At 38.1% G+C, this 12,110-nt stretch carries 14 protein-coding genes and 1 pseudogene; 7 read left to right on the forward strand and 8 right to left on the reverse strand.

What is annotated here, in order from left to right; translation table 11 throughout:
- The first annotated feature begins 40 nt into the window (after positions 1 to 40).
- The gene (locus RF53_RS04430) at positions 41 to 1,066 is read left to right on the forward strand and encodes a hypothetical protein (protein ID WP_039036701.1); all 1,026 of its coding nucleotides are present in this window, start codon (positions 41 to 43) and stop codon (positions 1,064 to 1,066) included.
- A gap of 34 nt (positions 1,067 to 1,100) precedes the next feature.
- Here RF53_RS04430 and RF53_RS04435 read toward each other — a convergent pair whose 3' ends face one another.
- Positions 1,101 to 1,343, reverse strand: a complete 243-nt coding sequence (locus RF53_RS04435; RefSeq protein WP_006792318.1) for a hypothetical protein — start codon at positions 1,341 to 1,343, stop codon at positions 1,101 to 1,103.
- Positions 1,344 to 1,599: 256 nt separating this feature from the next.
- On the opposite strand from RF53_RS04435, the gene RF53_RS04440 reads away from it, so the two are divergent.
- The gene (locus RF53_RS04440) at positions 1,600 to 2,049 is read left to right on the forward strand and encodes a methyltransferase family protein (protein WP_006792319.1); all 450 of its coding nucleotides are present in this window, start codon (positions 1,600 to 1,602) and stop codon (positions 2,047 to 2,049) included.
- 82 nt (positions 2,050 to 2,131) lie between these two features.
- On the opposite strand, the gene queC is transcribed toward RF53_RS04440, so the two are convergent.
- Positions 2,132 to 2,788 (reverse strand): 7-cyano-7-deazaguanine synthase QueC, encoded by a 657-nt coding sequence (gene queC, locus RF53_RS04445; RefSeq protein WP_006792320.1) that lies wholly within the window; start codon positions 2,786 to 2,788, stop codon positions 2,132 to 2,134.
- A gap of 144 nt (positions 2,789 to 2,932) precedes the next feature.
- Between queC and queE the strand changes: the two genes are divergently transcribed.
- Positions 2,933 to 3,598, forward strand: coding sequence for a 7-carboxy-7-deazaguanine synthase QueE (queE, locus tag RF53_RS04450; RefSeq protein ID WP_039036702.1), 666 nt, complete (start codon positions 2,933 to 2,935; stop codon positions 3,596 to 3,598).
- A 568-nt stretch (positions 3,599 to 4,166) separates the two neighbouring features.
- On the opposite strand, the gene RF53_RS04460 is transcribed toward queE, so the two are convergent.
- From RF53_RS04460 to RF53_RS04475, 4 genes are all read right to left on the reverse strand, one after another.
- On the reverse strand, positions 4,167 to 4,520 hold the full coding sequence (locus RF53_RS04460; RefSeq protein WP_039036703.1) for a 2OG-Fe(II) oxygenase: 354 nt from the start codon (positions 4,518 to 4,520) through the stop codon (positions 4,167 to 4,169).
- 86 nt (positions 4,521 to 4,606) lie between these two features.
- Positions 4,607 to 4,825, reverse strand: a complete 219-nt coding sequence (locus RF53_RS04465; RefSeq protein WP_006792323.1) for a DUF6500 family protein — start codon at positions 4,823 to 4,825, stop codon at positions 4,607 to 4,609.
- Positions 4,826 to 5,017: 192 nt separating this feature from the next.
- Positions 5,018 to 5,497 (reverse strand): thioredoxin-dependent thiol peroxidase, encoded by a 480-nt coding sequence (gene bcp / locus RF53_RS04470; protein WP_039036704.1) that lies wholly within the window; start codon positions 5,495 to 5,497, stop codon positions 5,018 to 5,020.
- Between the two features lie 9 nt (positions 5,498 to 5,506).
- The gene (locus RF53_RS04475; protein ID WP_039036705.1) at positions 5,507 to 6,040 is read right to left on the reverse strand and encodes a glycine cleavage system protein R; all 534 of its coding nucleotides are present in this window, start codon (positions 6,038 to 6,040) and stop codon (positions 5,507 to 5,509) included.
- A 358-nt stretch (positions 6,041 to 6,398) separates the two neighbouring features.
- Here RF53_RS04475 and bamC point away from each other — a divergent pair, with 358 nt between their 5' ends.
- Both bamC and RF53_RS04485 read left to right on the forward strand, forming a co-directional pair.
- The gene (gene bamC, locus RF53_RS04480; RefSeq protein ID WP_039036706.1) at positions 6,399 to 7,457 is read left to right on the forward strand and encodes an outer membrane protein assembly factor BamC; all 1,059 of its coding nucleotides are present in this window, start codon (positions 6,399 to 6,401) and stop codon (positions 7,455 to 7,457) included.
- A 65-nt stretch (positions 7,458 to 7,522) separates the two neighbouring features.
- Positions 7,523 to 8,893, forward strand: coding sequence for a YjiH family protein (locus RF53_RS04485; protein ID WP_039036707.1), 1,371 nt, complete (start codon positions 7,523 to 7,525; stop codon positions 8,891 to 8,893).
- 31 nt (positions 8,894 to 8,924) lie between these two features.
- Here RF53_RS04485 and RF53_RS19200 read toward each other — a convergent pair whose 3' ends face one another.
- Positions 8,925 to 9,071 (reverse strand): DUF2897 family protein, encoded by a 147-nt coding sequence (locus tag RF53_RS19200; protein ID WP_006792328.1) that lies wholly within the window; start codon positions 9,069 to 9,071, stop codon positions 8,925 to 8,927.
- Between the two features lie 76 nt (positions 9,072 to 9,147).
- Positions 9,148 to 9,678, reverse strand: a pseudogene (locus RF53_RS19680) (acyloxyacyl hydrolase).
- A gap of 243 nt (positions 9,679 to 9,921) precedes the next feature.
- On the opposite strand from RF53_RS19680, the gene RF53_RS04495 reads away from it, so the two are divergent.
- Together RF53_RS04495 and RF53_RS04500 are read left to right on the forward strand one after the other, a co-directional pair.
- Positions 9,922 to 10,515 carry an MlaC/ttg2D family ABC transporter substrate-binding protein gene (locus RF53_RS04495; RefSeq protein WP_006792330.1) on the forward strand — a complete coding sequence of 198 codons (594 nt, stop codon included), beginning with the start codon at positions 9,922 to 9,924 and terminating at the stop codon, positions 10,513 to 10,515.
- Positions 10,516 to 10,738: 223 nt separating this feature from the next.
- Positions 10,739 to 12,076 carry an ankyrin repeat domain-containing protein gene (locus RF53_RS04500; protein ID WP_039036708.1) on the forward strand — a complete coding sequence of 446 codons (1,338 nt, stop codon included), beginning with the start codon at positions 10,739 to 10,741 and terminating at the stop codon, positions 12,074 to 12,076.
- Positions 12,077 to 12,110 lie beyond the last annotated feature (34 nt).

Consider the following 12,110-nt stretch of genomic DNA (forward strand, 5'->3'; position numbering starts at 1 on the left):
AGTTAATATCTTGCCCAGTGCGAGTTTATTTGGTTTATTTATGTCAGATAAAAATAGTCACCTAAATACGTTACTCAGTAACGACAAAAAATGGCAACATAGCTACGAGCAGCCAATTCCCTATGCGCCGCTTGTGCAATTAGCTAATAATAATTGGGTCGTTCCACAGCATTTTTTACGTTACAAGCATACACTTGAAAGTGTAAATGAAGTGCTCGAAAGCATAGAGTTTTCAGCGCACTTTAGAGTTCTTGCTGCACAAAAAGGCGATGAAATATACCTACAAGTTGCAGTACTAAGCCCTGACAACTACAAAAAAAGCGGCCATCAAAATGCCGATAAGGCAAAAAAATTGCTATTCGGTAGGCGCTGGATAGTAGAAGAAAACTTGCCGACTTCAGAACTTATTCAAACTGCCTTTTTAGCTTTAAAAGTAGCGCGTGAGCACGAAGTGAGAGAGTTGTTTCAGTTAAAACAAAATGGTGCAATTAGCACACCGTTTAATAATCATCACGACTTACCTGTCATGGCGCAAAACCCTGAACTAGTCATACAAGCTCAGCACAATAATGACATTAATGATTTAATCAGCCGTATTGTTTTTGCTGACTCGACTGTTGAGCTTACCAGCCATCAAGTTATAAATGAGCAGCAACACTTGTATACAGTAAAGCTTCATTGCGACAACGCTCAGCTTAATGAATTTAATAACAAAACAATTGCGTTTTTAACTACGGGTTCGTCTACTAATCACTTTTTACATGGTTTTATTACAGCCTTAGTTAACACCAGCAACGACTATGTAAATGAGCAGTTTAAGTATCAAGGTTTTGCCCGCTTTAGTAAAAGTGTGGCGGTAGAAAGTATTGGTAAGTTAAGCATTGCAATGCGCTCACCAAATACAGTTGATTTGTGCTCAATGGGTAAGCAAGAAGCTAATCAATTAAACTTTGAAATAGACAGTGGGCGTGCACCGCAAGGGTGTGGACAAGCTATAGGTGGGTTTTTAGCAGCCCATGGAATAGAGCAACCAGAAAATGCCCATTTATACCCAAACTACCTTTAAGGGCCTTAGTGAACAAGTAAGCGTTTAACAACGCTTACAGTTTGTTGATTTCTTGCTTAACGTTAAAGCTTGAGTCGGTCACAATGGCTTCGAGTGTTTGTACACGTTCTCTTAGTGCAACCACTTCTGCTTTTGTTTCAGCAAGTTGTTTATGAGCATCGCTATTGTTGTTTTGCATTTTATGTTTAAATTCTAAATGCTTTTTATACATATCGTAAACCACACCCGAACCCACAGATATAAGCACAATTAGCACAATCATCGTAGTACCAGACATAACTATATTCCTTTTATATTTTTATTTTTAAAGTATACGCTTTCTTCTCTTTAGATAAAGCTGACAATTGTAACTTTATTTGTAAAGGGCGATGATTTGAAATCAATCAATTAACACTGTGGCTATATACATGTAAATCAGTGCTTTTTGTTTGGTGTTCATACTTTATACAGTAACAGGGTTGTTTAATGTCAAATCAATCGCCATATAGTTACTAACACACTATTTTATAAACTAATTTTATCAGAGAGTTATTATGCTAAATAATAAAATACCTCCCGTTATAGTTGTTCTATTTTTTGCAGGCATTATGGCGCTTATAGCGCATTACAGTGTTATTGACTTTACTGTATTTGTTGCCTACTTGGCGGCAAGTTTAGTTATTATTGGTTGTGCAAGCTGTGTTGCGGGTGTTGTGAGCTTTAAGCTAGCCAAAACCACAGTAAACCCCAATAAACCAGAACAGGCATCAAAATTAGTTACCAGCGGTATTTACCGAATTTCACGTAATCCCATGTATTTAGGATTTGCATTTATTTTAGCTGGGTGGGGTGTGTGGTTAAGCTCTGTTTGGGCAATGTTAGGTGTTATTGGGTTTATTGGCTATTTAACGTTGTTTCAAATAATGCCAGAAGAACGTGCGCTTACTAAATTATTTGGTGATGAATTCACTATCTATAAAGCTCGCGTAAGGCGCTGGCTATAGAGTCTGAAGTGCCGTGTAATTAATTTACTATGCAATAAAAAAGGCTATGTAACATAGCCTTTCTCTTTTATTTATGTGTTGCTTATTCGTATTCTAACGGATCTGTAATATTGTTTAGTGCAAATGCTTCTAAACGTTCTTGGCACGCACCACACTTACCACAGGCCTTTTCACGGCCGTTGTAACATGTCCATGTTTGGCTGTAATCTAAACCCATTTTAATACCGTCAGTTAAAATATCAATTTTGGTGTTATTAAGATATGGGCTAAAAATTTCTACTGCATCGTAGTTTGCAATACGACATACATCATCCATTTTTTGCACAAATTCAGGACGGCAATCGGGGTAAATAGCATGATCCCCAGAATGAGCACCGTAATAAACTTGGCTTGCTTTAAGTGATACTGCGTAACCAACTGCAAGCGAGAGCAAAATCATATTACGATTTGGCACAATCGTGCTCTTCATGCTTTCTTCTTCGTAGTGGCCTTCTGGTACATCAATGTTATCGGTTAATGATGAGCCACCAATAAGCTGATTAATAGCTGAAATATCAACTATTTTGTGTGGCACATTGAGTTTTTCACATACTTGCGCTGCAACTTTAAGCTCTTTTACATGACGCTGACCATAGTCAAACGAAAGGGCATATACATCATGGCCTTGTTGCAGGGCTTTATTTAACACGGTGAACGAGTCCATACCGCCGGAATAAATAACAACTACTTTTTGCGTCATATCTGTTTTGCTCTTAGTTTTAATAGAGGTTTATATCAGGGCGCGATATACTACACGGCCGCGGCTTAAATAACAATTTTTGCTCAGTGCTTTTTCGTCTTTAATAGTAGCAATGTTGCTGCTAGGTAGTAAGTGAGATCTCTTTTGTACAAAATTAATGAAGTGTTTGAAACCATTCAAGGTGAAGCAAGCTTTACTGGCACACCCTCAATATTTTTACGCCTGCAAGGTTGCCCTGTAGGGTGTTCGTGGTGCGACACAAAACAAACATGGGATGTAGACAACGTATACAAAGTGTCTCTTGACGAAACTGTAGAGAAAAAAGCCGACTCAGATCATTGGGCCGATGCCAGCGCCGAGCAAGTACTTGAGCTGTTTAAATCACGTGGCTATACCGCAAAGCACGTAGTAATTACTGGCGGCGAGCCATGCATGTTCGATTTAAACCCAGTATGTAACTTATTACATGCACAAGGCTTTACCACACAAATAGAAACCAGCGGCACGTTTGAAATACTCGCCCCAGAGCAAACATGGGTTACCGTTTCGCCTAAAATAAACATGCGCGGCGGTTATGAAGTACTTACCAGCGCCATGAAGCGTGCAAACGAAATTAAACATCCCGTAGCAATGCAAAAGCACGTAGAAGAGCTTGAAGAATTATTTGCCAAAACAGGTGTTAATCCTAAACTTGTTTACTTGCAGCCAATAAGCCAAAAGGTATCTGCAACCAAATTAGCAATCGACACCTGTATTGCAAAAAACTGGCGCCTATCAATACAAGTACATAAGTATTTAGGAATTAGTTAAAGCGCAAAGGCGGCTTTAAGTGGTTAGCTGTAAGCGATAAGCTGCTCTGCGTTAAGTTATATTCTGTAGATAAAAGGTTGGGTTGAGTGAAACGAAACCCAACACAGCAACTTCAATGCTCACTCTTTCCAAGCACTCTTTATATCAAACTCTAACAAGCTTATTTAAACACGTAGGTCGGATAAGCAAAGCGCCATCCGACAATGTTAGTTAATTTCTTCCCTGCAGTGATAGCAATTATTTGTTGGCAGGCGATAGCTAGTAGCTGATTGCATTACCTGGTTTTTCTTACACTTTGGGCAGAAGTAATTAATAACATTCACAATTAGTACGATTGCAAAAATAATACCGCCAATATAAAACGGGTTTGCATAAAACTGATTACTTGCCGGCGAAAACTGAAACCCAATAATACATGTGATTAAAGCCACTAAATACGCTTTAAACCTAACTGCCTTTTTCAAATTTAAATCCTTATATTTAGTTTTTTATGCTCAATATATCAATAGACTATACCGTGAAAGATGGTGAGTACTAGATTAAAGTGCACTTTAAGGGGAGTTTTTGACTAAGTATTTTTTATCCAGCCAATACTGAGTATATATCGGTTACCTTTTTCTACCTTTGATACTTGGTGCCTGCTGATATCAGGGCGAAATAACTTGATCCTTTCTGTTTCAAATATGAGGCTAGAGCAAATAAACTCTCCGCCTATATCCGCTTTTTTTAACACAATATTTAGTCTGTAATGCTGACCACCCTTAACAAGATCAGTGTGCGGTGGTATTTCACTTCCTTTTGGGAACTTTAATAAATACACATCAAACTTTATGGGCCAAAATGCACCACAAAGCAGCATTTTATCATAGCCCGATTTTTGCCTGCCTCGTGACCACCGAAATAGCTTTTTTACAAAAGACATACACACTCCTTGATTTAGAGACTTTAAATCGCGCTTTTAACTGTTGCTTAAAGCATTATGCACATTGAATATGAACACTTTAGGGCTTATAAATTACTCAGTACCATCTGTTTTATTTTATGAGCTTTAACGAAGTGATCTAACTGATGAGTTTGAATCCACCAAGTAGCAGCTTCCATTAAAAGTTCAGGATTGTTGTTTTTATTAGCAAAAAAAGCATAGAAAGACAGACCTACATTATCACCTTTACTGGCAATTTTTTTATCACATACTTCAATGATTTTAGTTCTTAATTCTTGTCTCATAAATAAGTAACCTAATAGAGCGTATTGGTGAAAACAAAAAGGAACAAACTGTAACTTTAAATTCAAAACGTGCAGTTGTTTATTTATTTTTCGAAGATGCTTTATTTAACCACGTTATTTAGTAAATAACATAAAAAAAAGCGCTGCTCTAGGGCAACGCTTTATGTATTTTTTTGGTCGTAGTTAGCGAGCTTATTCAGCCGCTAAGTAATCCAATACCACTTGATGGTGATCTTTGGTTTTAAACTTATCAAATAGGTGTTTTATTTTACCGTCTTGGCCTACTAAAAATGTAAGGCGGTGAATACCGTCGTATTCTTTACCCATAAACTTTTTGTAGCCCCATACACCAAATGCTTCTGCAATGGCGTGATCTTCATCGGCGAGTAAATCAAAGTTAAGCTCTTTTTTAGTTTCAAAGTTTTTAAGGCGCTTAATTGGATCTGGGCTAATGCCTACAACACGGGTGTTAAGCTTAGCAAGCTCGGCTTGTTGGTCGCGCAGGTTTTCTGCTTGAACGGTACAGCCTGGTGTAGACGCTTTAGGGTAAAAGTACACAAGTACTTGTTGCTCTTTTAACAATTCACTTAATGTGATTGTTTCGTCGTTTTGGTTTTGTAAGCTAAAAGCGGGCGCTGTATCACCAGCTTGTAATGGACTAATTGTGTTCATGCTATTTCCTTAACGAATGCGTTTAAAAATATAATCTACGTTTAGGGTATGAGAAAGGCTCTCAAAACTAATTTTAAATTTATCTATGTCTACATCTATGGGGATATTAAATTCTACTTCACAGCGCATTTTAGTGTCAGTTTCTTCATTAAACGTATCTGACTTTAAAGAACAAATGCTGATGTGGTTATCGGCAAAAAAGCGTGTCACTTTGCTTAGCGTACCAGGGGTATCTATACCCGTGTATTCTAATGTGTAACCGGCACAAAACTCGCTAGGGCTATGGCTGGTTGTGCGTTTCATCATGGTTAACAAGCCAAGTTCCATTGCTTTGGTTGGTAACACATGTTCAATTCGGCTTATGGCCGACATATCGCCCTGCAATAACATTATAAAGGTAAACTCGCAGCCTAAAATGGCAATGCGGCTGTCAATAATATTGCAGTGACAGTCGCTGACTAATTGCGTCAGTTCACTGACAATACCAGGCCTGTCTTCGCCGATAGCAGTTAACACAATTTGATGATTTGAAAATGCAGTCATGGGTTAAAATACCTAAGTTACAAGGGTTATAACAACGCAATAGATAACACTACTAAATACACTCGAGGACTTGCTCGGCGGCGAAGTTTAACACAAAACAGTGTGTAAACTACAATGCGGGCTAATTAAGCGCGTTTAAAGTACGGTGTTTCTTGTTTTTACTAGCACAGGAAAGTACCATAGTTAAAATTTGCTTATTTGCCCTTAGTTTTTTCTAAGTTGAGGTGCTGAACTTTATTGTAATTAAGCAGCCAAATAAAAATGTAAAGTTAATATTGATTTTACACTGAACCAAATCGGCATAACCCACTCATATATTTGTTAAAACAATTAAAGGGTATGCTAAGGAGAATTATCTGTGCAGTATTGGATCCCAAAAGCACTTGCAGTAAGTGTATTGGTAAGTTTATCAGGGTGTAGTGTATTTGTTAACGATGCGCATAATGAACGTAATTACCGCGCGCATGAGCCAGTAAAAGCGCCAGCGCCTTTATCTCAGCCGGCTCAAGATCCAGTTTATAAAATGGAAGTAGGTCAATATAACAATAATCCAGACGCAACCAATTATCGTCCACCAGCTCAAGTACTCACTGTAGCAAAAGGCAGCTGGGTCGAAGAGGCTGATAATTTAGCACGTGTATACTTTGATAAAAACGATGGCATTGTTGATTTAGATGACTTTATTTGGGATTCAATTAAAGCTGTTTTAGCTGAAAATAACACCGCTACTACCAAAGAAGATAAGCTACTTGGCATTATTGAAACCGATTGGTACGCAATTATTAAAACCGAAGAAAGCTGGTTGTGGGGCGATGAAAAAAACGATGACCTCCAACGTTTTAGATTTTCTATTGAAAAAAAATCGCATGAACGTACAGCTTCTTTACGTGCTGAGCTAATCGATTTTAAAGGTGATACAACACTTACAGACTTGCTTAAACAGCAATTAGAAGTGCGTGCACTTAACCAAGTTATTACTGAATTTGATTACCGCTATCGCCAGCTTGAAGTAGATATGCGCAAGCGCCAAGGTATTATTTCTTTAGAAATGGGCTTTGACAATAAAGGTAATGCAGCGCTGGTTACTGAGCAGTCTTACGATGCGGTATTTGATCGTTTTTCAGGCTTTTTAGAGCGTTTGTCGTTTACTATTGTTGAAATAAACCAAGATACAGGTTTGATTACAGCTGACTATAAAGCACCGGAAAGCAGTATGTGGGATTCGATTTGGGGCGACGATGTTGCGCAATTACCAATAGATGAAGGCCAATACCAAATTTTAGTGAGTAAAACCAAGCAAGGTGGCACAAGCTTAACCTGGATGGACGATAAAGGCGAAACGCTAGAGCCAGGTACCATGAATGGTTTACAGCAAGCACTAGAAGCAGCACTTATTAAGCGCGGCATTAAAATATAAATAATAATACGTTTTACCACAAAAAGAGCGCTTAGCTCTTTTTGTGGTTTTTATAGGTTAAAAATATGTCTCAATTATCAACTTCACCTCAGTACAATTGGCGTACTTGGTTTGCGTTCCTTGTGCCTTCGCTAATTGGTGTGTTTTTGTTTATGACGCCGGTGTCGAGCGGTGAAGCAATGACCATTCCTATTGCAATGATGGCCAAAGCCATGCAAGTATTTTTTGCAGATACAGCACAAGCCATTATTACTGCCATAATTTGTATAACGGGTGCGTTTTCACTCATTGTAAGTGTTTTTAAGCCTCAAGTTATTTGTAAAGTACCACTTTTAAACCACTTATTTAATGTTAGTTGGATTTGGTTGCTTACGCGTTTATTTGGTACTGCATTTGTATTAATGACCTTTTTAGGCGTGGGGCCGCATGCGATAACGTCTGAAAATACAGGGGCACTCGTGTTAAACGACTTACTTCCTGTGTTGTTTTCGGTATTTATACTGGCAGGACTTTTACTTCCTCTGTTACTTAACTTTGGGTTGCTTGAGTTGGTAGGTACGTTATTAACTAAAGTAATGCGCCCGTTATTTGGCGTTCCAGGGCGAAGTGCCGTTAACTGTGTGGCATCGTGGTTAGGTGATGGCAGTGTGGGAATATTAATGACTGCGCGCCAATACGAAGATAAATACTACACACAACGCGAAGCCGCTGTTATTGGTACTACATTTTCTGCTGTTTCAATTACGTTTTGTTTAGTGGTTATTGGCCAAGTAAAGCTTGAGTATTTATTCGCTCCGTTTTATTTAACGGTGTGCTTGGCAGGTATTACTGCCGCTATTATTGTGCCGCGCTTGCCACCGCTTAGGTTTAAAAAAGATTTACTTATTGATGGCTCAGAGCCTGACGCAAACGCAGAGCTGGTGCCTGAAGGTAAATCATTAGTGGGTCATTCTTTAGATATAGCGCTGGCCAAGGCAGATAAATCGCCGGGTGTAGTGGGGACATTAAAAGAAGGCGTACACAACGCACTTGATATGGTATTTGCTGTATTACCTGTTGTTATGGCAGTGGGTACATTTGCATTAATCATTGCAGAATATACGCCGCTATTTCAATATTTAGGTATGCCGTTTATTCCATTTTTAGAATTGTTGCAAGTGCCTGAAGCTGAGGCTGCAGCACAAACAATCATGGTTGGTTTTGCCGATATGTTTATCCCTTCAATCCTTGCAGCTGGGACTATTGAGAGTGATGTAACACGCTTTATCATTGCCGCGATGAGTGTGACTCAGCTTATTTATATGTCTGAAGTGGGGGCGCTGCTGTTAGGAAGCAAAATCCCAGTAAACATTGTTGAGCTGTTTGTAATATTTATTCTCAGAACACTTATAACATTGCCGATTATTTCGTTAATGGCACATTGGCTTGTTGGTTAAGCTTATTTTTTAAATTAAAAGCCCTGATTTATCAGGGCTTTTTTGTGTCTTGTTTGTTTTTTAAGTGCGAGTCTGACTTTTTAAATTCCATATTAGCACTGTGTTTTATTAAGGCAATATTTCCTATTACAACACCAAATACCATCACCACAATGAGGATTACTTGCCATGTTTGCATTTTAATTTCTCAGTTTTTGTTTGCTGATTATTTTACGTTTTTAAATAGTAATTACCAGCAAACAAATCAGAGAGTATTAAAATCGCTTGGCAACCGATAAGGTCATAAAATCAAGGCCTGGATTGGGCTTTTGAAACCCCGCATTAGAATAATGCATAATTCGCAAAGCAATGTTTGTATCGCCTAAGTCGGCAACGAGTCCAATACGATCTTCAAATTGATAATGGCTACTTAAATTTTTACCACCAAACTGTGTTTCGTCAATAAGTGAAACACCAATGCCTGCTTCAACATAAAACGGGGTGTTATTAAAACTAAATGCTGGAAACTGCAATACAGGCGATACCGCTAATACCAAGTTAGATTATGAGTGGTGGTTATGCGCAAATTCCCACAGGTTTACACTGGTTTCGATATAAAAGCGGGTATCTCCAACTAAGTTTTGCATTTTTGGCATATGGTATTGATAAGCTAATTTTATTCCATTTATATTACCCGTGCCTTTAAGTATGTCGACTGCGTAGCCATGGTTTGATTGCGCTAATGCTGTGTTATTAATAAAAAGTGAGGCGATTAATAAAATAAGTATTTTAAAAAAGGATTTCATAGCTGCTCGCTGATAGTTGATTTATCGAAAAAACAAATGATGAGGGTGGGGAGGTTATAAATTCAAGGCGAGCGAAAATGGGGATGTATACGGTGTGTTAATAGGTTTTATTAACTTATTGAAATTTAATTACTTAATCTATTGGTGCTTTTTGGGCATTAATAAGTTGCTTATTTGTGCCTTTTTTATTGCGTATTAATGACGTAAATTAGCCTTAACTTAATCACACAAACAAAAAATATTATGAAACTTATTAAACTATTTTTAATTGCTACCGCATTTTTAAGCACATCGCTTTATGCACAAGCTCAGCAATCACCAGATATACTTTTAGAGTCTGTAGCAGACACCCTTTTTGCTGATATAGGCAAAGTGAACAGTAAAGGTAATGCCAGTAAAAGTGAAATGTCGGGAATTGTTGAAAAACGTTTAATGCCACATATTGATATTAAGTTTGTGTCTTTTAAACTATTAGGTAAACACATTAAAGGCATTGAGCGCCAACAAGCTGTTGATTTTATTAACGCGGTTGAGCATTACTTAACTGGTACATATGCCGGTGCATTAATGAAATACACAGGCCAAAAAGTGGTTTTTGAACACAATAATGCACAAAGCGATTCAGAATATGCCACGGTTAATACGCAAATTATAGAGCCTAACGCCCCCACAATTGATTTAAGCTTTAAGTTACGCCTAGGTAAAGATAACCAATGGAAGGTGTATGATATTGTAGCCGAGGGTATTTCGCTTTTAAGTGCTAAGCAAAAAGAGATAATTCAGCGCATTTCAGATGTAGGCATTGACCAAGTAATTAGCGAGTTAAAGAATAAATAATTAATCTTTTTGTGTGGAAGAGATTAAGCCCAACTCCAACCTAAAAAGCAGCCATGTAATTACTTACTTGGCTGCTTTTATATTTTTCATTATTCATCTACTTTGTTCTAGCGTGGCGATCTGGGTGTGCTAGAATATCGCCTCTTTGATTAAGCGTGGTGTCAGCTGAAAGCTGTTATAACCTGACCACTTACCCAAGCTACACTGGAGTTGTGTTGTTTTAATGGAAAATGTACTGATTTGGCCAAAGGAATATCCGTTACTCATTAAAGGCCTTGTAGAGCAAAACGGTGCCTTTATTTTAGATGCTTTAGAAGCTTGGCCAGCTTGTCGTTCTACCAATGAAGACGATGGTGTGTGTACCACTGTTTTGCCCCCGATTTATTATTTGGCGTGGTTAACACCGCTTGAACCTTTTGAAGAATGCTATTTTCAACATATTTGTGAATACGACGAAGATGCACAGGCATACGTAGGCGCAATGAAAACCCACTTTTACGATAACGAATATACTCCAGAGAGCTTAGTGCTATTGTTGTGTCAGCGTTTAGAGAAATACGCAAGTGTTGCCGCACAAAATGCAGTTGAAACACCGCTTTCATTATTTAATTTATTTTTTAGCAAACGCTATTTTACACTCATTGAACATGCTTTAAATAATGGCAGTAAGCTTAGTGCTGTTGATGCGTTAGAGCTTTGGAAAGAGGTTGATTTTAGAGATCGCTTAAGTCACTTTATACCTGAGTCAATTGCTGACTTAGAAGTGTTAAGTGGGCTTGCAAGTGACAAAGTAGCAATGGGTAAAGACTATTTTACTTTATTGAAACAAGTATCGCCTGATGTTGATTCTGTGGTTTTACTTGAGCAAGCGCTCCTAACACATTTACGTAAAAAAACGGCCAAGCAAACAATGGCTATGCGCTTTATTGAGCAAGGTGCAACAGGCACATTAGCTGATGATAACGGTAAAACGGCATTTATGTGGGCGGCAGAGCGTGGTTTTGTAAACGTTGTGCAAACCTTACTACCCAAGCAAGATAAAAAAGCCCTTGATAGCCTTGGTAATACTGCATTGCATTATGCTGTGCTCTCTAAAAATGAATCGTTAATGGTGATGCTAATAAAAGCAGGCTTTGATTTTAGAGCGCGTAATAACGAGGGCCTAAGTTGCTACCGATTGGCTGTGAGCATTAAAGCGCAAAACCTAGTTAAATGCCTAGAGCGTGATTTTGGAATTAAAGAGCTATCCCCAGAAGGGCAATTTGATCGTATTAAAAAAGTGCATGTTTTACATGCTATTGTAACTTTATTATTGCCATTACAGTTATTTTTCTTTTTTGATGAAGCGCTGACCATAAAAAGTGAACTGACGCTTGGTTTAACTATGGTTACGGTGATTTGTTTTTTCTTTGCTATGAGCTTAAAGCGCTGCGCTTTGTATCCACATATAAAACATCCTTGGGGGTTATTTGTATTGAGGGGCTTTTCGTTATTGAGCTTATTAGCTCAGCTAGGTTTAGCGGGTATCGTGACGTTGGCTGCACTAAGTGAATTGGTTTAAATAGTTAATACATATTTAGAATGTATAAAAGCGC

This window comes from Pseudoalteromonas sp. ECSMB14103, from assembly GCF_000813065.1.
GTDB classification, from domain to species: Bacteria; Pseudomonadota; Gammaproteobacteria; order Enterobacterales; family Alteromonadaceae; genus Pseudoalteromonas; species Pseudoalteromonas marina.